The organism is Mammaliicoccus sp. B-M6 (genome assembly GCF_022386965.1).
GTDB classification, from domain to species: Bacteria; Bacillota; Bacilli; order Staphylococcales; family Staphylococcaceae; genus Mammaliicoccus; species Mammaliicoccus sciuri_A.
The window spans coordinates 34,815-54,280 of sequence record NZ_JAJNHJ010000011.1 but is presented as its reverse complement, the minus strand read 5'-3'; the positions used below and the strand labels follow the sequence as shown (position 1 = coordinate 54,280).

Sequence of the window (19,466 nt, the reverse complement as noted above, 5' to 3'; positions counted from 1 at the left end):
AGGGCAACTTATTTGTCCTAGTTTTTTTGTTAACAACTTTTGTCATGTCGGGAAATAATAAGATTCAAAAAAATAATTTTATATACGACTTTAGTCGTACGTAAAAGGAAATAACTTTCTGTATAAAAATTAAAAATTTATCGGTAATTCTATTTCATATTTACAAAAATATCATGTATTATATAGATAACTATTCAAGTTAAGAAAGAGATGATTTTCGATGTGGAGAGATAAAGTTAAAGAATATGAAGAAGATATTATAAATGATTTAAAGGGGCTATTAAGCATCGAAAGTGTAAGAGATGATGCAGCAAGTACATACGATGCGCCAGTTGGACCAGGTCCAAAAGAAGCGTTAAATTATATGTACAAGTTAGGTGAAAGAGATGGATTTTCTCATGTTGATATAGACAATATTGCAGGTAGAATTGAAGCGGGTAAAGGTGATGATCTATTAGGTATACTTTGCCATGTTGACGTTGTGCCAGCAGGTGCTGGATGGGATTCTAATCCGTTTGAACCTGTAGAAACAGAAGATGCAATTATTGCGAGAGGTACACTTGATGACAAAGGACCAACAATTGCAGCATACTATGCCGTTAAGATACTTGAAGATATGAATGTCGAATGGAAAAAAAGAATACATATTATTGTAGGTACTGACGAAGAATCTGATTGGAAATGTACAGATCGTTATTTTGAAACTGAAGAAATGCCTTCAGTAGGTTTTGCACCAGATGCAGAATTCCCACTAATCCACGGAGAAAAAGGGATTGTAACATTCAACATCGTTCAATCTGGTTATGTGGAAGATAATGATGAGCCTGAAGTAGAATTAAAAGCATTCTTCTCAGGTGAAAGATTCAATATGGTACCTGATACTGCACAAGCTAAATTACTTATCAAAGAACAAATGACAAATGTTGTTCAGAAATTTGAATCATTTTTAAATGAACATGAGATTGAAGGCGAAACAACAATTGATGAAGGATTCTTAAACATCGTTGTTCACGGTAAATCAGCTCATGGTATGGATCCTACATTAGGTGTGAATGCTGGCTTATACCTTATTCAATTCTTAAATGAATTAAATTTAGATAAATACGCGAGCTCATATGTGAAATTTGCAAATGAATACTTAGTTGATTCTCCAAAAGGTGAAAAAATGGGTATGAAATTTGCTACTGAAGAAATGGGTGAAGTGACGACTAATACAGGTATTATGAGTTATACAGATGTAGATGGTGGTCAATTTGGTATTAATTTAAGATATCCAGAAGGCTTTAATTTCGACCAATCAATGTCTCGTTTTTCAGAAGAATTGAAAGAAAAAGGCTTCGACATTGAAATGGATAAACACCAAGTTCCGCATTATGTAGATAAAAACGATCCATTTATTGAAAAACTATTATCAGCATATCGCAATCAAACAGGTGATCAGTCCGAGCCGTATACAATCGGTGGCGGTACATATGCTAGAAACTTAGATAAAGGTGTGGCATTCGGTGCCATGTTTAAAGATTCTGAAGATTTAATGCACCAAAAAAATGAATATATCACGAAAAAACAATTATTTAATGCAACTGCAATTTATTTAGAAGCTATATACAATGTCTGTGTAAAGGGTGATGATGAATGAGTTATATTTATATAAATGATGAGTTTGTTGATGAATCTGAAGGTAAGGTTAGCTATTCTGATAGAGGTTATAACTTTGGTGATGGCATATACGAATACATACGTATATATGATGGCAAAGTATTCACATCTAAAGAGCACTATGAACGATTATTTAGAAGTGCGAAAGAAATTGGACTTAATTTAGACGCGTATTCTGTTGAAGGTTTAACAGAAGTAACAAAAGAATTAGCAGCGAAGAATAATGTTGTAAATGGTGGCGTGTATATTCAAGTGACACGTGGTGTTGCACCTCGAAACCATCCGTTTCCTGATGCGAGTACAAAGCCTGTATTCTCAGCATTCTCTAAAAGCTATGACAGACCATATGACGAATTAGAAAATGGTGTTAAAGCTATTACAGTTGAAGATATCAGATGGTTGAGATGTGATATTAAGAGCTTAAACTTATTAGGTAATGTGTTAGCAAAAGAGAAAGCTACACAAAACGATGCTGCTGAAGCAATCATGCATAGAGGCGAAACAGTTACTGAAGGTAGTTCAAGTAACGTTTATGCAATTAAAGATGGCAAAATTTATACACATCCTGCAAATAATTTAATCCTTAATGGGATTACGAGACGTGTTATAAAAGAATTAGCCGAAGATTTAAATATTCCATTTATTGAAGAATCATTTACATTAGATTTCTTAAATGATGCAGATGAAGTGATTATTTCAAGTACATCTATTGAAGTGATGCCAGTTGTACAAGTAAATGATCAAAAAATAGGTGGCGGAAAAGTCGGACAAATTACGAAGCAATTACAAAATGCATTTAATAATTATATAGAGTCAAAATCATAAAAATTTTTTAGTGTAATTTTAATATCTTAAGTAATTCAAGTGGATACTGAATTTATAAGACTTATTGTATATGAATAGGTTCAAAATACTCGAAAGTTTTCATTTATGAGGTTGAAATCTTAACCGAAAGATAATAAAATTTAAATCAAGCGCACTAAAATTACAAAAATTAAACAAAAATTTTTAAGATTAAAATATGACTCTTGAAAAAGAATATTCTTGAGTCTTTTTCTTTTTCTTTTATTGAAAGTGAGGTGGATAGGTTGGAACATTTTTATCAATTAGGATGGACATTAGACTCAGCAGGTGGTGCATCTGGTGAAGCATATATGGCAGAACAAGATGGCCGCAAGCTCTTCCTAAAACGTAATTCAAGTCCTTTCTTAACAGCATTATCTGCTGAAGGTATCGTGCCAAAATTAGTTTGGACAAAAAGAATCGAAACAGGAGAAGTTGTAACTGCACAACATTGGAAAAATGGTAGAGAGTTAGTCCAAGATGAAATGAATTCTAACCGTGTTGCCAAACTTCTTAAAAAAATACATTCTTCTAAACAATTATTAAATATGCTTAAACGTATGGAAATGAAACCTATGCATCCAGAGATTTTATTTAATAAAATTAACAGCTCATTGTCACGACATGTATTGTCTAACCGTACAGTGAGAAAGGCATTGTTATATCTAGAAGATAACATGCCAACATTAGACAGTAGATTCTATACAGTCATACACGGAGATGTGAATCACAATAATTGGCTTTTATCTGATCAAGATGAACTTTTCTTAGTAGATTGGGAAGGTGCAATGATTGCAGATCCAGCTATTGATATCGGAATGATTTTATATACTTATGTTGATGAGAAAGATTGGTCAGATTGGCTAAGTATGTATGGTATTAACGATACGCATGATTTAAAGAAACGTATGAAGTGGTATACATTGATTCAAGCTATCGCAATGGTAGAGTGGTATGAAGAGAAAAAACGTTATAAAGATATGAATGATTGGTTACACTTCTTAAATGAAGTAATGACAAGAAATGTATTTATATAAGGAGTAACTTTGAATGAGAATGAGAAATAAACCTTGGGCTGACGATTTCTTAAAAGATCATCCCAATATAGTAGATGTAGATCTTAATCATCAATATAAGATGGCTGAATGGTTTGATAAAGATCAACCCATTCATATTGAAGTCGGAACTGGTATGGGTAGATTTATTACTGAGACGGCTAAACAAAATCCTAATATCAATTACGTAGCAATTGAAAAAGATAAAAATGTTATGGTCCGTGTTCTTGAAAAAGTTAAAGAAATGGAATTAAACAATATTAAATTGATTAATCAAGATGCTAAATTATTAACAGAGTATTTTGTTGAAAATGAAGTTTCTAGAATTTATTTGAATTTTTCAGATCCATGGCCAAAGACAAGACATGCTAAAAGAAGATTAACTTTCTCTAGCTTTTTAGAAATTTATCAGCACATTTTGAAAAAAGATGGACAAATACATTTCAAAACAGATAATCAAGGATTATTTGAGTATAGTTTAGAAAGTATGTCTCAATATGGTATGTCATTTGATTATATTAATTTGAATTTACATGAAGATGAGCCTGAAGATAACATCCGTACTGAATACGAAGATAAATTCTCTAGTAGAGGTTTTAGAATCTATCGTATGGAAGCAAGCTTTAAATAAGGAAGTTGGAATCATTATGATTCTAACTTCTTTTTTTATGCCATTTTTAACTAAAGTGTTGTAGCAATCATGAAAGATGTTCATTACTCTAATTAGTGATAAAATAATAATAAATGATTGGAGGGGAATTTCTTGTTAAATATAGGTGATTTTAAATTATATCCATTACAAGGTGGTATTACTCAAATGGATGGTGGTGCAATGTTTGGTGTCGTTCCAAAAGCATTGTGGACTAAAAAATATCCGCCTAATGAACTTAATCAAATACCTCTCGTAACACATCCAATATTCGTTCAAACAGATGAACACAATATTATAATTGATGCTGGGATAGGTAATGGTAAATTAACAGACAAACAAAAAAGAAACTATGGTACAACTTATGAAAGTGATATTAGTAACTCATTAAAGCAATTTAATTTGACCATAGATGATATTGATATTGTATTGATGTCTCATATGCATTTTGATCATGCTTGTGGACTCACAACTGCAGATGGTCAATCAGTATTTAAAAATGCAACAATTTATACATCACAAATTGAATGGAATGAATTGAGAGCCCCAAATATACGAAGTAGTGCTACATATTGGGAACAAAATTATAAAGGTATTGAACATCAAGTTGTAACATTTGTAGATTCGATGGAAATCGTTCCAGGCATTAAAATGATACATACTGGTGGTCATAGCGCTGGTCATAGTGTCATTGAAATTGAAAGTAATGGCATGAAAGGTGTGCATATGGCCGATATCTTGCCTACATTAGCTCACTTAAATCCTTTATGGGTTACAGCCTATGATGATTATCCAATGGATTCTATTAATGCTAAGGAAAGACTTTTACAGAGATATATTAAAGAAGATTATTGGTTCGTGTTCTATCATGATGCCAATTATTTTGCGCTCAAACTTGATGAACAAACGAAGGGAATTAAAGAAGAAATAAGAAGGGATGATTTAATTGAAATATAATTTTGATGAAGTGATTGATAGAAGGGGAACAGCAACAGTAGCATATGATGGACAACGTAAAGTTTATGATTATGAGAACTTAGAACCATTTTGGATAGCCGATATGGATATTAAGACACCTGATTTTATTATTAACCATTTGAAAAACAAATTAGATCAAGCACATTTCGGTTATTTAGTATGGAAGCAAGAAGCATATTTAAATGCGATTAAAAATTGGTACAAAACAAGATTTTCTGTGAATATCCAAACGAATGATATATATTATGTGCCAAGTATTTTATTTACGGTAACTGAAGTTATACGTGAATTTACAAAAGAAGGTGAAGGTGTGTTAATTCATACACCTTCATATAATGCCTTTTTAAATTTAATTGAAGGTAATAAAAGAGTGGCAGTTGAATCACCATTAGTAGCGACAGATAACGGTTATGAGTTGGATAAAGAACAATTTGAAGAAATGGCAGCACGTGATGATGTTAAAGTGTTAGTCCTGTGTAGTCCTCATAATCCAACAGGTAAAGTTTGGACGAAAGAAGAATGTGCATTTATGAAAGATGTTTGTGAAAGACATGATGTCTTTATTGTTTCTGATGAAATTCATATGGATTTTGTGAGAAGTGAAAATGGATTCTATTCAATGACAAATGAAATGACGTTAGATTCTCCAATTCTTGTTGTTACTGGATTAGGTAAAACATTTAACTTAGCGAGTTTAGCAAGTAGTTATATGATTACAAAACATCGCTATTTCACATTACAATTCAATCGTAAATTGGCAACATATTATGGATTGTCAGCTGCAAATACATTGGCTGTTGAAGCAGTTAAAGTAGCCTATAATGAAGCAGGTGAATGGGTAGATCAATTAAATGAGCATATTGAGAAGAATATGACCATCTTAGATGAATTTATTAAAAATGAAATGTCTGATCAGTTATCATTCATTAAGCCTGAATCGACATATTTAGCTTGGATAGACTTTTCTAAAAGTGGTTACGTAGAAAGTGATGTTCAAAAAGCATTGCAATCTGTAGGTAAACTTGCAACAGGCATCGGACATTCATACGAGCTCGGAGAAAGTCACCATTTCAGAATGAATTTAGCTTGTAGTGAAGAAAAATTAAGAAGCGGTTTAGAATCTATTAAAAAATCATTCGACGCACTAGATCACGGTGAAGTTGAATAATATTTCAGTCATAAAATAGAGTCTGAGATTTAAATTAATCACTCAGACTCATCTTTTAAGCTTATTAAATTTCAAATATATCAATGACTTGGCCATTAAAGGCATCGGCTATAAATTCATAGTGTACTTGTTTACCATCATTGTTAACGGTAATACCACCATGCACAACTTTAGTTTCAATGCCGAATTTTTGGTAGGTCTTTGGGATATGTAATATATAAGAGGCTTCAACATTATTAAATTGTGCTTTGACTTGTTTAAGTATTTCTTCACAACTATATGGTTTATATTGCTTAGCATATACGATAGAAGCAACAATACCTAAACCAGTAAAAACGGACAATAATATAATGAAAAAGCGGAACTTATTATTCTGCATGACCATGCCTCCTTCTATTTAATTTAAGTTTAACACAAAGACTGAATGATAGATAAATATTTCAATAAGGAGATTTATAATGACACAAATTAGACAAGAAACACTTAATAGAATGAAAGAATTAACAGAATTACACGCTGTACCTGGTTTTGAAAATGAAGTACGTGAATATTTAAAAGAAAAAATGGCACCATTTGTTGATGAAATTATTGGTGATAATATGGGCAGTATTTATGGTGTGAAAAAATCTAAAAAAGAAAATGCACCTAAAGTATTAGTAGCAGCTCATATGGATGAGATTGGCTTTATGGTTACTGAAATGACAAAAGAGGGTATGTTAAAGTTCACACCACTTGGCGGTGTGTCATCAGACGTATGGCTATCACAAACACTACAGTTAAAAACGCGTGACGGTAAATACTATAACGGCGTAGTTGGCAGTATCCCTAAACATTTTAGAACTGGTAAAGAGTCAGGTGTTTCTATTGAAGATATGCTTTTAGATGTTGGTGCAGAAAGTATTGAGCAATTAAAAGAAATGGGCATTAAAATTGGTGATACAATTGTTCCAAGTACGAATTTTGAACAACTAACAGAGAATAGAATACTCGCTAAAGCATGGGACAATAGATATGGTTGTTTAGTTGGATTAGAATTATTAGAAGCAGTTAAAGATGAAGAGCTTGATGTTGATTTATATGTAGGCGCAAATGTTCAAGAAGAAGTTGGTTTAAGAGGTGCTTCAGCAAGTGTGAATTTAATTAAACCAGATTTAGCATTAGTTGTAGATTGTTCGCCTGCAAATGATATGAAAGGACACGTTGGCTTATCAGGTGCATTAGGAAAAGGTGTATTAATTAGAATTTTAGATCGTACGATGATTTTATCTGAAAGAATGAGAGATTATTTAATTGAAATGGTTGAAGAAAAAGAAATTAATCATCAATACTTCCAATCACCAGGTGGTACAGATGGTGGAGAAATCCATAAAGCTCTAACAGGTATTCCAACTGCGGTAATAGGTGTTTGTGCTAGATATATCCATACAAGTAAAGCTATTTATGACGCAAGAGATTATGAAAGTGCAAAATTATTACTCAATGAAATCGTGTTAAATTTAAGTTCAGAAAAGATTGAATATTTGAAATTTAAATAGTTCAGATTTTAGTAATTGACAGTAGTTGTAATTCGGTCTAAAATATGTTTATTCCGATTTGGATACTAAGAATAGAGGGATGTATATATGAAAAAGGGTATATTTTTAATTATTGCATTAATTGTTGTGTTAGCTGCATGTGGAAACAGCAACGACAAGAAAGAAAGCAGTAAGAAAGATGATAAAACAATTGTAGTTGGTACAGAAGGTACTTATTCTCCATTTAGCTTCCATGATAAAAATGATAAGTTAACTGGATATGATGTAGAAGTAACAAAAGCAGTTGCTAAAGAAATGGGATACAAAGTTAAATTTAAAGAAACACAATGGGATTCAATGTTTGCTGGGTTAGATTCAGGACGTTTTGATATGATTGCTAACCAAGTTGGTATCAACGATGAAAGAAAAGCAAAATATAAATTCTCAGATCCATACACTTATTCAAATGGTGTATTAGTAGTAAATGAGAATAATAAAGACATTAAATCATTCGACGACGTTAAAGGTAAAAAATTAGCACAAACTTTAACATCTAACTATGGTCAACTTGCAAAATCTAAAGGTGCAGATATTACTAAAGTAGACGGCTTCAACCAAGCGATGGATTTATTACAGTCAAATCGTGTTGAAGGTACTTTCAATGATAATGTTTCATATTTAGATTATAAAAAGCAAAAACCTAATGCTAAAATAAAAGCAATTCAAGGTGATGCTGAACAAAGTCAATCTGCATTTACATTTAGTAAAAAAGAAGATGACAAAGTGATTAAAGATTTTAATAAAGGTCTAAAAACTTTAAAAGATAATGGCGAATTAGAAAAAATAAGTAAGAAATGGTTTGGCGCTAATGTTTCAGAGCCTAAATGATGAGCAACTTCATGCATTAAATGCTGCCAAACAAGCATTTCTACCGATGTTAGAGGGTCTAGTTAAATATTCTATTCCTATTACTTTAGTTACTTTTGTGCTTGGTTTAATCTTGGCATTAGCTACTGCATTAATGCGCATATCAAGTAGTAAAGTTCTAAAAGGGATTGCACGTTTTTATGTTTCAATCATTCGTGGTACACCTATGATTGTTCAATTATTCATTATCTTTTACGGAATCCCTGAGATTGGTAGATTGGCAACAGGAAATGCAGACAATCAATTAACTTTGTCACCTGTCATAGCTGCGATAATTGGTCTTTCTCTTAATGTAGGTGCATATGCATCTGAAATTTTAAGAGGTGGAATTATGTCTATTCCTAAAGGTCAAACTGAAGCGGCTTACTCGATTGGTATGAATTATAAACAAACTGTACAAAGAATCATATTACCTCAAGCAATCAGAGTTTCAGTACCTGCATTAGGCAATACATTCTTAAGTTTAATTAAAGATACGTCTTTACTTGGCTTTATTTTAGTAGCAGAAATGTTTAGAAAAGCACAAGAAGTCGCTTCTACAACATATGAATTCTTAACGATTTATTTACTAGTAGCGATATTATATTGGATTGTATGTTTTATCATATCAATCATTCAATCTTACTATGAATCTTATATCGAAAGAGGGTATCGTTCATGATTGAACTTCAAAATATTAAAAAATCATTTAATGATAAAGAAGTCATCAAAGGGATTAATCTTTCAGTAGATAAAGGTGAAGTGATTACTTTAATTGGAAGATCAGGTTCTGGTAAGACAACTTTATTGAGAATGATGAATGCATTGGAAATTCCGACTGAAGGTACTGTAGTTGTTAATGGTGAAACGTACACAGCAGATAATAAGAAGTCACAAATTAAAGTGCGTAAACAATCAGGTATGGTGTTTCAAAATTACAACTTATTTCCACATAAAACAGCAATTGAAAATGTTATGGAAGGTTTAGTTACTGTTAAAAAAGTAAATAAACAAAAAGCATATGACGAAGCACTTCAACTTTTAGAAAAAGTAGGATTAGAAAGTGTTAAAGACCAAAGACCTCATGCTTTATCTGGTGGTCAACAACAACGTGTGGCAATTGCGAGAGCATTGGCAATGAACCCTAAAGTCATGTTGTTTGACGAACCGACATCAGCATTAGACCCAGAGTTAGTGAATGATGTATTAAAAGTTATTAAAGATTTAGCCAATGAAGGTATGACGATGGTCATCGTTACACATGAAATGAGATTTGCTAGAGAAGTTTCTGATAGAATGATATTCATTCATGATGGTTTAATCGGTGAAGAAGGTAAACCGGAAGAAATGTTTACTCAACCGAAGACAGACGCATTGAAGAAATTTCTAAATGTTATAGAAGTATAAAGTTTCAAAATACACATGTTATTATTTAAATTTAAATAATGACATGTGTATTTTTTATTGTATAATCCTTTTAAAGGGAGTGAACAAATGGAACGCGTAAAATCTTTTTTTAATCGAACAATTATAGATGGATTAAGTTATATGGCTTTAGGTTTGTTTAGTACATTAATTGTTGGACTGATTATTGAAACTTTAGGCCAATCATTAAATACATATTTTGATACTTCAATGATGATAGAAATAGGTAAGTTAGCTCAAACTTTAACTGGAGCTGGGGTAGGGGTAGCAGTGAGTTACGGTTTAGGCGCATCACCACTTATTATATTTACAACTGCTGTAACAGGAATGTATGGATATGAACAAGGGGGCGCTGTAGGTAGTTATTTATCTTCAGTATTTGCAAGTGAACTTGGAAGATTATATTCAGGCAAAACTAAAATAGATATTATTTTATCACCGATTTTAACGTTATTTATAGGTGCAGCAATTGCAAAGTTTATAGCACCATTTATCGATGCATTTATGAAAGCATTAGGAAACTGGATACAATTAAGTACGGATCAACAACCTTTATTAATGGGGATATTCGTAAGCCTTATAGTTGGTCTTACACTTAGTAGTCCGATTTCAAGTGCAGCTTTAGCGTTAATGCTTGGCTTAAGTGGAACAGCGGCAGCAGCAGCTACGATAGGTGGTTGTTGTCATATGGTCGGCTTTGCAGTAACAAGCTATAAGGATAATGGTATTTCGGGTGTTATTGCTCATGGTATTGGTACAAGTAAACTTCAAATTCCAAATTATTTAAAGCAACCCTTTATATTAATACCGCCAGTCGTAGCAAGTATTGTCGTAGCACCAATCATGACAGTCTTTTGGCCAATGGAGAATAATGCTGCTGGTGCTGGAATGGGTTCAAGTGGACTTGTGGGGCAAATTATGACGATTAAAACAATGGGTAGTACGACTGAAGTATACTTACAAATTGTATTCTTCCATTTCTTACTACCAGCTGTAATCAGTTTGTTTGTTTATCATTTGTTGAAGAAGTATCATATAATTAAAGATGGTCAACAAACATTAATGATAGGAAGTGCAAAGAAATGAAACAATTAACGTCAATCGAAGAATACAAATCATTGATTAACGAACCAACAATATTTATGTTCACAGCATCTTGGTGTCCGGATTGTCATTTTATAGATCCTGATTTACCTGGACTTGAAGAGAAATATCATCAATATCAATTCGTATCAGTTGATCGTGATGAATTTATTGATTTATGCCAAGAAGTTGATGTTATGGGCATTCCAAGTTTTATCGCTTATAACAACGGTCAAGAACTTGATAGATATGTTGGTAAAGAGAGAAAAACAATTCCACAAATTAGTGCATTTATTGATGGATTAAATAATTAAATTTATATAAAAAAAGCAGGTCGAAAAAAGTTTCTTTTATTTTCGAATTACCTGCTTTTTTATTTTATTTAACTTCATTTAAATATGTTTATCACTGTTACATAACTGCGATTTGTTGTAAACTATATAGAGGTATAAAAATAGGAGTGTTAAGTATGAATGTCTTTCAAATGAGAGATTTATTAAAAGACCGATTGAAAACTTTAGATGCAAATTTTAAGTTTGATAGGGAAAATGAAAGTTTAAGAATTGAACGAACGGATAATCAAAAAGGGCTTTCAGTTAAATTAGCTCCGATTATTGCTAAATATAAAAATAACGGTAATAAAACAATAGACGAAATTGTTTATTACGTCACTGAAACAATAAATGCAATGCAAGATGAATCCAATAAAGAAATTAATAAAATTGAGATCTTGCCTGTCATAAGGTCTACTAGTTTTCATAAAGAAACGAAAGAAGGTACACCTTTTGTCATTGATGAACATACAGCTGAAACAAATATATATTATGCGCTTGATTTAGGAAATACTTATAGACTAATAGATGAGTCTATGCTCAGTGAACTTAATTTAACGAAAGAACAAATTAAAGAGCAAGCGTTATTCAATATTAAAAAGAGAAAAACAACTTACAAGTCTGATGAAGTTCAAGGCAATACATTCTACTTCATAAACACGAATGATGGATATGATGCTTCACGTATTCTCAATCAAACATTCTTAAAAGATGTTTATCAAAATATTGAAGGGGAAATGTTATTAGCTACACCTCATCAAGATGTATTGGTGATTTGTGATATTAAAAATGAAATTGGATATGATATTGTAGCGCAAATGACGATGCAATTCTTCCAAAATGGCTTAGTGCCAATAACATCATTATCATTCTCTTATACACCTGATAAACCTTTAGAACCAATATTTATTTTAGGTAAAAATCACTCTCGTAAGAGAAATCAAGAAGTTATTGAGCGTTTAGAAAAAAATAGAGAAATTTTTAAAAAAATGAAAAATAATCAAAAAAGATTGTAAGGAGTAGGAGAAATGAATTTATTTTATAATAAAAATGGTGTTGGCGACGTATTAATGGTTACTTTAGAACCTTTAACTGAAGGATTAGAATATAATTTTCAAAATGATTTAACAATTATCAAAAGCGAAGATAAAATTGTTGGTTTTAATATATTCAATGCTTCTAAATATGTTCAAATAGAAGGCAATGGCAATATTAAAGTTGAAGAGAAACACATTAATAGTATTCAAGACTTACTAGAGAAAAATAATATTAATTATAAATTAGACGTTGATTTATCTCCTAAGTTTGTAGTAGGATACGTATCTGAAAAATCAAAACATCCTGATGCAGATAAACTATCAGTATGTAAAGTTGATGTTGGTAATGAGACATTACAAATTGTATGTGGCGCTCCAAATATTGATCAAGGACAAAAAGTTGTTGTTGCTAAAGTAGGAGCGGTAATGCCTAGTGGAATGATTATTAAAGATGCAGAATTACGTGGTGTTCCTTCTAGCGGTATGATTTGTTCAATGAAAGAACTTGATTTAGAAGGTGCTCCAAAAGAAAAAGGTATAATGGTACTAGATGATAGTTATACTGTAGGAACACCATTCTTTGAAGACGAAAGGTAGTGAACCTATGAGTTGGTTTGATGATATATTCGGGCAATCGAAAAATGAACAAAAAAATGAAAAGCAAAAAAGCGATCAAGTGTCTTTTGATCATCATCCAGATGACGATTCAACTAATGAAGAAATTTATAGAAGACCTAAAGGCAAATTTAGATTTCCAATACAAATGGAATATGAAGAGCAATCAAATCAAGAGCACCATCAACATGATCATGACACAAGTCAACGAGAAGAGAAATATCATGATAGTAGATTTTATGATGAAAGCTCAGCTTCTTTTCCAACGAATAGAAGAAGACGTAGAAGAAATCGTAATGCAGATTCATATGAACCTGTTAAGAAGTCAAGAAGTTATGACCAGGATGTAACACTTCATTACAGTGCGAAAAGTAAACAATCCTCTCGCTATGACAACAGTAAACGTCATAATGATGACTATCAATTTGAAGAGAGATTGAATGCTTTACATCAACCAAAATTTAAAGCTTCTGAAGTGCCTTCAGCAATATTCGGTATGAGAAAACAAAAAGAAGTTCCCAATAGTGGTTTGAAAGATCATTCAACTAAACCATCAGAAAATGATGCTGAAAAAGAAAATAAACGTAACCAAAGTAGTGAAATCGTTCGAGATGTCCCTACTTATTCAAAGACGGACAATACGATTAACATTGAAAATATTTATGCTTCACAAATTGTTTCTGAAATTAGAAAAGAACGCGAGAAGAAGCTTCAAAAGAAAAAACAATTTGAAAAAGCTTTAAGAGAAAAAAGAGAACAAGAACTTAACAGTCTTGATTCAGAAGAGAAAAAGTCACAAATTAAAAATCAAGACTATTATTTAAAACAACAAGCGTCATTTATTAAAAATGATCCAAAAGATTATCAAGACGTGGAAGATGAACAAGAAGACTTACACGATGAATTACAAAATGACATACATCAAGATGAAACAAGCGACTTACAAGAAGAGAAGGCTAATTCTAATGCGTTACAACCAGATGTCAATGATTTAACTACATATGAATTTAAAGAGATAGACTTGGATTTTGATGATACAGAAGATGACATTCAGCAAGACAATTTTGATGAAATTGTTGAAGAAGTAGATGCTGAACAAGAAGAAGTCAACTCAAATCACGATTCAAATGAAGCGGAAACTTCAGAATTTGAAGAAGTAGAATCAGACAATGAAGTAGAAGAAATTCATAATGCTGAAGATAGTACTGAAGCTGAAGCAATACAGCATTTTGAAGAAGATAAAGATGATTCTAATGAAGCTGTTATCGAACCTTCAGAAATAATCGATACGCATGATTCTCTCGAAGAAGACAATGATGCCTCAATTACACAATCAGAACAATTTGTCGAAGATGATATTTATTTTGAAGAAGTAGAAGATTCTGATTCTGAAGTTGAAGAAATAGATACAATCGATAATGCTGAAGATGTACTAACATTTGACGAAACTGAAGAAGATCAAGAAGAAAGCTTATTCGAGTCTGATCATGTTGATGTGGAAAGTGATACTGAAACAGAAGAAGCGGATAATGTTATTTCTGAAGAAGAAGAAACAAATAACGATCCTATAGAAGTAGAGGACACGGTTCAACAACCTGAAGAACCTAAAGAGACAACTTCTCACGAACCAATCTTGAAGCCTAAGCCTGTTAGAAAGTCTTCACCATTTAACGTGATGATGACGCCATCAGATAAGCGTAAACATCAAGCATTTAAGAATTCATCAAATATCAACAAGACACAAACATCAAACATACAAGAAACAAGAAGTGAAACTCAAAATGAACAACATGAGTCTAACCAAGCTGTTAAACGTAAAGGACCATCTTATGTACTTCCACCAGTATCTATATTAGATGATGTTGTAGAGGAAGAAGATAATAGTGAATGGTTAGAGGAAAAGAAAAAAGAACTAGATGAAGCTTTTTATCATTTTAATGTGCCTGCACATGTAGTAAATATGATACAAGGGCCAACTGTAACGAGATTTGAATTATCTGTTGAAAAAGGTGTTAAAGTATCTAGAATTACTGCTTTACAAGATGACATTAAAATGGCTTTAGCAGCTAAAGATATCCGTATTGAAGCACCTATTCCGGGTACAAGTTTAGTAGGTATAGAAGTGCCTAATCAAAGTCCTAAAAAGATTCCGTTAGGCCAAATGATTACGTCTAAACCTTTCCAACAAGCAGAAAGTAAACTGACTGTAGCAATGGGCTTTAAAATAAATAATGAGCCGCTACTAATGGATATTGCAAAGACTCCTCATGCGCTCATTGCCGGTGCAACAGGTTCTGGTAAGTCAGTATGTATTAATGCTATTTTAACAAGTTTACTTTATAAAAATCATCCAGATGAGCTGAAACTATTACTGATTGATCCTAAAATGGTAGAGCTTGCACCGTATAATAATTTACCGCATTTAGTTGCGCCAGTTATTACTGATGTTAAAGCGGCAACGGCTAGTTTAAAGTGGGCTGTTGAAGAGATGGAACGTAGATATAAACGTTTTGCAGAATTACATGTTAGAAATATTACTGCATTTAATAAGAAAGCAAATTACGAGCAAAGAATGGCAAAAATCATTATAGTTATAGATGAGTTAGCTGATTTAATGATGATGTCACCTCAAGAAGTTGAACAATCTATTGCTAGAATTGCACAAAAAGCTAGAGCATGTGGTATACATATGATTCTTGCTACACAACGACCATCCGTCAATGTGATTACAGGTTTAATTAAAGCAAACGTACCAACAAGAATATCATTCATGGTATCGTCTTCTATTGACTCTAGAACAATTCTTGATGTTGGTGGAGCAGAGAAATTACTAGGTAATGGTGATATGTTATATCTTGGTAACGGTAAGAATAAACCGATAAGAGTTCAAGGTGCATTTGTATCAGATGATGAAATTGATGAAACAGTAGAAAATGTAAGTAGTCAAATGAAACCAAATTATCTATTCAAAGAAGAAACATTGTTGAAAAAGGTAAATGAACAACCTGCTGATGCACTGTTTGATGAAGTTTGTGAATTTATGTTAAACGAAGGTCATATTTCAACTTCACTTATACAAAGACATTTCCAAATTGGATATAATAGAGCAGCTAGAATGATTGATAACCTTGAAGAGAGAGGTTATATATCTGGACCTAACGGCTCTAAACCAAGAGATGTACTCATTACTAAAGATATGATAGAAGAAAGAGAAACTAACATTTAAGAAATAGAAGGAGTGACATGAAATGACATTATTTCATTTTGTCGGCATAAAAGGTGCAGGTATGAGTTCACTTGCACAAATCATGCACGACATGGGACATAAAGTACAAGGTTCTGATATAGAGAATACAGTATTTACTGAAATAGCATTAAAAAATAAAGGCATTAAAATACTACCATTTGATGTTGAAAATATTAAAGAAGGCATGACTGTTATAGCAGGTAATGCCTTTCCAGATACACACCCTGAAATAGCTAAAGCATACGAAATGGGACTTGAAGTGAAAAGATATCATATTTTCCTAGGCGAATTTATGTCTCAATATACGTCAGTGGCTGTTACAGGTGCACACGGTAAAACATCGACAACTGGATTATTATCACATGTGATGAATGGTGATCAAAAGACGTCATTCTTAATAGGTGATGGAACAGGTATGGGATTACCTGATAGCTCATACTTTGCTTTTGAAGCTTGTGAATATAGAAGACACTTCTTAAGTTATTATCCAGATTATGCGATTATGACAAATATTGATTTTGATCATCCGGACTATTTTAAAGATTTACAAGACGTAATAAATGCATTCCAAGAGATGGCTAGTAATGTTAAAAAAGCAATCGTTGCTTGGGGACATGATGCTGAGCTTAGAAAAATTAAAGCTGATGTTCCAATTTACTTTTACGGGTTTGAGCATGACAACGATGTCTATGCTGACAATGTTCAAACGTCTTCTAAAGGTACAACATTTGATGTTTACTTCAAATCTAAAAACGAACTCATAGGTACATTTACAACACCTATGTATGGTGATCACCATGTTCTAAATGCATTAGCAGTTATTGCAATTTGTCATTTAGAAAAACTTGATATTGAAAATATTAAAGAAGCATTATTGACATTTGGTGGTGTAAAAAGAAGATTTAGTGAAAGTTTTTACGACAATCAAATCTTAATCGATGACTATGCACACCATCCGAGAGAAATTAATGCTACAATTGAATCAGCTAGAAAAAAATATCCTGAAAACGAAGTGGTTGCAGTATTTCAACCTCACACATTTTCAAGAACAGAAACTTTCTTAAACGAATTTGCTGAAAGTTTAAACCTTGCTGATAAAGTATACTTATGTGACATCTTTGGTTCTATTCGAGAACAACAAGGTGAGCTGACAATACATGATTTAAAAGCATTAATTCCTAATGCGGATTTAATAAGCGAAGAATCAGTTTCTCAGCTACAAAAGCATGATAATGGTGTTATACTATTTATGGGTGCTGGGGATATTCAAAAAGTTCAAAAAGCCTATGTTTCTTCACTGTCACATTAAATATAATATGTTTATACTTTAATAGTGAGGGTATTAAATATTAGTAAATCGAATAAAGATTAGTTTTATAATTATTAGGAGGCGTTCAGTATGGATTGGATTTTACCAATAGCAGGCATAATTGCTGCGGTTGCATTTTTAATTATTTGTGTTGTTTTAGCACTATTTTTAATGCAATTATTAAAAACAGTTAAAGGAATTAATGAAACTTTAGATGGCATTCAAGGCCAAATACAAGGTATCACACGTGAATCTACTGATTTACTTCATAAAGCAAATCGTTTAACTGAAGATATTCAAGATAAATCATTACGCTTAAACTCAGTAGTAGATGCAGTTAAAGGTGTTGGAGATTCTGTACAAACACTTAATAATTCAGTTGATAGAGTTACAAATTCTATTACTCACAATATCTCACAAAATGAAGATAAGATTTCTCAAGTTATTCAATGGTCAAATGTTGCAATGGAAGTTGCAGATAAATGGCAATTAAGAAGAGATCGTAGAAGTAACGTATCATACAAAAATAATGTAAATGCTTCTAAAGATTTTGAAGCGCAAGTGCCGAAAGACTACAATGAAACAACAACATCAGGTGACAACCTAGATGAAGATAAAATTGGTGCAGGCTTGAAAAAATAACGTGCATGGAAGCAAATAACTATCTTTTCAGGCTGAGGCATTTAAACATGTCACAGCCTGATTTCTTTAATAAAATTAGGGGGAAAATATAATGGAAAACAAATACAATAGAGATTTATATACACATGGATTAGAAACATATGAAGCTGAATATGAAAAAAATACAAACGGTAGAGATTTTGTATTTGGAGTAGTATTAGGTACAGTAGTAGGCGGAATTGTTGGTTTATTACTAGCTCCTAAATCAGGGAAAGAATTACAAGATGATTTAAGTGAGAAATCAAACAAAATTATCGATGACGTTAAAACTAAAACTGATGACTTAAAAGTTCAAGCTCAATCTAAAGCTGAAGAAATCAAAACACAAGCTGAAGAAAAGAAAGAAGAAGTTAAAACTAAAGTTGAAGATAAAAAAGCACAAGCTAGTGAAAAAGCAGAAGAAGTGAAAGCTAAAGCTGCTGATAAGAAAGAAGAAGCTAGTCAAAAAGCGGAAGAAGTAAAAGCTAAAGCTGCTGACAAAAAAGAAGAAGTTAAAACAAAAGCTTCAGAAAAGAAAACAGAAACTAAGAAAAAAGCAGAAGAAGTAAAATCTAAACAAGCTGAAAAGAAAGCTAACAAAGGCGTTGTAACAGCTGACGATGTAGGCGACGAAGAATTAAAAGCACAAAAAGGTGCGATTAAATCTGAAGTAGAAAATGAAGACTTAAAAGGTCCTAAAACAGTTGTAGAGAAAAAAACTTTCGATAAAAAATAATAAATAAGTGATGTATAACGCATATTATTTGTACTACCGAAAAGTCATAACATAACTTTTCGGTAGTTTTTTATATTGTAATGAACACCATTATAAATTAAAATATACTTTATTAGTCTGATTAGTAATAAATTTTAATATTTTTGAGATGTTGGGGTTGAATCAGAGCATTTTAATTGTTATACTAACATCTAATTACTTATATATTTTATCGCTTTAAAGTATGTGAGTTAAATTGTTTACATGAGGT

19 protein-coding genes are annotated in these 19,466 nt (G+C 32.0%); 18 read left to right on the top strand and 1 reads right to left on the bottom strand.

What is annotated here, in order from left to right:
* The first annotated feature begins 220 nt into the window (after positions 1 to 220).
* The 6 genes from pepV (at position 221) to LQ693_RS05960 (ending at position 6,352) form a co-directional block, all read left to right on the top strand.
* On the top strand, positions 221 to 1,639 hold the full coding sequence (pepV, locus tag LQ693_RS05985) for a dipeptidase PepV (protein ID WP_025905268.1): 1,419 nt from the start codon (positions 221 to 223) through the stop codon (positions 1,637 to 1,639).
* Positions 1,636 to 2,484 carry a D-amino-acid transaminase gene (gene dat / locus LQ693_RS05980; protein ID WP_025905269.1) on the top strand — a complete coding sequence of 283 codons (849 nt, stop codon included), beginning with the start codon at positions 1,636 to 1,638 and terminating at the stop codon, positions 2,482 to 2,484. The genes pepV and dat overlap by 4 nt, the downstream gene beginning before the upstream one ends.
* Before the next feature lie 263 nt (positions 2,485 to 2,747).
* Entirely contained in the window at positions 2,748 to 3,539 is a 792-nt protein-coding gene (locus tag LQ693_RS05975) for a phosphotransferase family protein (RefSeq protein WP_025905270.1), read from the top strand.
* A 13-nt stretch (positions 3,540 to 3,552) separates the two neighbouring features.
* On the top strand, positions 3,553 to 4,188 hold the full coding sequence (gene trmB, locus LQ693_RS05970) for a tRNA (guanosine(46)-N7)-methyltransferase TrmB (protein ID WP_025905271.1): 636 nt from the start codon (positions 3,553 to 3,555) through the stop codon (positions 4,186 to 4,188).
* 132 nt (positions 4,189 to 4,320) lie between these two features.
* Positions 4,321 to 5,163, top strand: a complete 843-nt coding sequence (locus LQ693_RS05965) for a YtnP family quorum-quenching lactonase (RefSeq protein WP_025905272.1) — start codon at positions 4,321 to 4,323, stop codon at positions 5,161 to 5,163.
* On the top strand, positions 5,153 to 6,352 hold the full coding sequence (locus LQ693_RS05960; RefSeq protein WP_107565168.1) for a MalY/PatB family protein: 1,200 nt from the start codon (positions 5,153 to 5,155) through the stop codon (positions 6,350 to 6,352). The genes LQ693_RS05965 and LQ693_RS05960 overlap by 11 nt, the downstream gene beginning before the upstream one ends.
* Before the next feature lie 64 nt (positions 6,353 to 6,416).
* On the opposite strand, the gene LQ693_RS05955 is transcribed toward LQ693_RS05960, so the two are convergent.
* Entirely contained in the window at positions 6,417 to 6,731 is a 315-nt protein-coding gene (locus LQ693_RS05955) for a hypothetical protein (RefSeq protein WP_051539247.1), read from the bottom strand.
* 79 nt (positions 6,732 to 6,810) lie between these two features.
* Between LQ693_RS05955 and LQ693_RS05950 the strand changes: the two genes are divergently transcribed.
* The 12 genes from LQ693_RS05950 to LQ693_RS05895 all read left to right on the top strand — a co-directional run bounded on the left by LQ693_RS05950 (position 6,811) and on the right by LQ693_RS05895 (position 19,216).
* Entirely contained in the window at positions 6,811 to 7,887 is a 1,077-nt protein-coding gene (locus LQ693_RS05950; protein ID WP_107565169.1) for a M42 family metallopeptidase, read from the top strand.
* Between the two features lie 87 nt (positions 7,888 to 7,974).
* Entirely contained in the window at positions 7,975 to 8,754 is a 780-nt protein-coding gene (locus LQ693_RS05945) for an amino acid ABC transporter substrate-binding protein (protein WP_025905276.1), read from the top strand.
* Positions 8,735 to 9,454: an amino acid ABC transporter permease gene (locus LQ693_RS05940; RefSeq protein WP_103361692.1), complete on the top strand. Its 720-nt coding sequence runs from the start codon at positions 8,735 to 8,737 to the stop codon at positions 9,452 to 9,454. Before LQ693_RS05945 ends, LQ693_RS05940 begins: the two co-directional genes overlap by 20 nt.
* The gene (locus LQ693_RS05935; protein ID WP_025905278.1) at positions 9,451 to 10,179 is read left to right on the top strand and encodes an amino acid ABC transporter ATP-binding protein; all 729 of its coding nucleotides are present in this window, start codon (positions 9,451 to 9,453) and stop codon (positions 10,177 to 10,179) included. Before LQ693_RS05940 ends, LQ693_RS05935 begins: the two co-directional genes overlap by 4 nt.
* Positions 10,180 to 10,266: 87 nt before the next feature.
* The gene (locus LQ693_RS05930; RefSeq protein ID WP_025905279.1) at positions 10,267 to 11,283 is read left to right on the top strand and encodes a PTS sugar transporter subunit IIC; all 1,017 of its coding nucleotides are present in this window, start codon (positions 10,267 to 10,269) and stop codon (positions 11,281 to 11,283) included.
* On the top strand, positions 11,280 to 11,594 hold the full coding sequence (locus LQ693_RS05925; protein ID WP_025905280.1) for a thioredoxin family protein: 315 nt from the start codon (positions 11,280 to 11,282) through the stop codon (positions 11,592 to 11,594). Before LQ693_RS05930 ends, LQ693_RS05925 begins: the two co-directional genes overlap by 4 nt.
* 155 nt (positions 11,595 to 11,749) lie before the next feature.
* Positions 11,750 to 12,628: a DUF1444 domain-containing protein gene (locus LQ693_RS05920; protein ID WP_025905281.1), complete on the top strand. Its 879-nt coding sequence runs from the start codon at positions 11,750 to 11,752 to the stop codon at positions 12,626 to 12,628.
* A gap of 12 nt (positions 12,629 to 12,640) precedes the next feature.
* Positions 12,641 to 13,246, top strand: coding sequence for a YtpR family tRNA-binding protein (gene ytpR, locus LQ693_RS05915; RefSeq protein ID WP_025905282.1), 606 nt, complete (start codon positions 12,641 to 12,643; stop codon positions 13,244 to 13,246).
* Positions 13,230 to 16,490, top strand: coding sequence for a DNA translocase FtsK (locus tag LQ693_RS05910; RefSeq protein ID WP_311403103.1), 3,261 nt, complete (start codon positions 13,230 to 13,232; stop codon positions 16,488 to 16,490). The genes ytpR and LQ693_RS05910 overlap by 17 nt, the downstream gene beginning before the upstream one ends.
* A gap of 22 nt (positions 16,491 to 16,512) precedes the next feature.
* Positions 16,513 to 17,820, top strand: a complete 1,308-nt coding sequence (gene murC / locus LQ693_RS05905; RefSeq protein ID WP_239703133.1) for a UDP-N-acetylmuramate--L-alanine ligase — start codon at positions 16,513 to 16,515, stop codon at positions 17,818 to 17,820.
* Between the two features lie 90 nt (positions 17,821 to 17,910).
* Positions 17,911 to 18,462, top strand: a complete 552-nt coding sequence (locus tag LQ693_RS05900) for a DUF948 domain-containing protein (RefSeq protein WP_025905285.1) — start codon at positions 17,911 to 17,913, stop codon at positions 18,460 to 18,462.
* Positions 18,463 to 18,553: 91 nt separating this feature from the next.
* Positions 18,554 to 19,216 (top strand): YtxH domain-containing protein, encoded by a 663-nt coding sequence (locus LQ693_RS05895; protein WP_025905286.1) that lies wholly within the window; start codon positions 18,554 to 18,556, stop codon positions 19,214 to 19,216.
* The last annotated feature ends 250 nt before the right edge of the window (positions 19,217 to 19,466 follow it).

Coding starts and splice junctions, on each gene's coding strand:
- LQ693_RS05900 (WP_025905285.1), top strand. CDS start 17,911: ATGGATTGGATTTTACCAATAGCAGGCATAATTGCTGCGGTTGCATTT.
- LQ693_RS05895 (WP_025905286.1), top strand. CDS start 18,554: ATGGAAAACAAATACAATAGAGATTTATATACACATGGATTAGAAACA.
- LQ693_RS05925 (WP_025905280.1), top strand. CDS start 11,280: ATGAAACAATTAACGTCAATCGAAGAATACAAATCATTGATTAACGAA.
- LQ693_RS05935 (WP_025905278.1), top strand. CDS start 9,451: ATGATTGAACTTCAAAATATTAAAAAATCATTTAATGATAAAGAAGTC.
- LQ693_RS05955 (WP_051539247.1), bottom strand. CDS start 6,731: ATGCAGAATAATAAGTTCCGCTTTTTCATTATATTATTGTCCGTTTTT.
- trmB (WP_025905271.1), top strand. CDS start 3,553: ATGAGAATGAGAAATAAACCTTGGGCTGACGATTTCTTAAAAGATCAT.
- ytpR (WP_025905282.1), top strand. CDS start 12,641: ATGAATTTATTTTATAATAAAAATGGTGTTGGCGACGTATTAATGGTT.
- dat (WP_025905269.1), top strand. CDS start 1,636: ATGAGTTATATTTATATAAATGATGAGTTTGTTGATGAATCTGAAGGT.
- LQ693_RS05920 (WP_025905281.1), top strand. CDS start 11,750: ATGAATGTCTTTCAAATGAGAGATTTATTAAAAGACCGATTGAAAACT.
- pepV (WP_025905268.1), top strand. CDS start 221: ATGTGGAGAGATAAAGTTAAAGAATATGAAGAAGATATTATAAATGAT.
- murC (WP_239703133.1), top strand. CDS start 16,513: ATGACATTATTTCATTTTGTCGGCATAAAAGGTGCAGGTATGAGTTCA.
- LQ693_RS05945 (WP_025905276.1), top strand. CDS start 7,975: ATGAAAAAGGGTATATTTTTAATTATTGCATTAATTGTTGTGTTAGCT.
- LQ693_RS05950 (WP_107565169.1), top strand. CDS start 6,811: ATGACACAAATTAGACAAGAAACACTTAATAGAATGAAAGAATTAACA.
- LQ693_RS05940 (WP_103361692.1), top strand. CDS start 8,735: ATGTTTCAGAGCCTAAATGATGAGCAACTTCATGCATTAAATGCTGCC.
- LQ693_RS05930 (WP_025905279.1), top strand. CDS start 10,267: ATGGAACGCGTAAAATCTTTTTTTAATCGAACAATTATAGATGGATTA.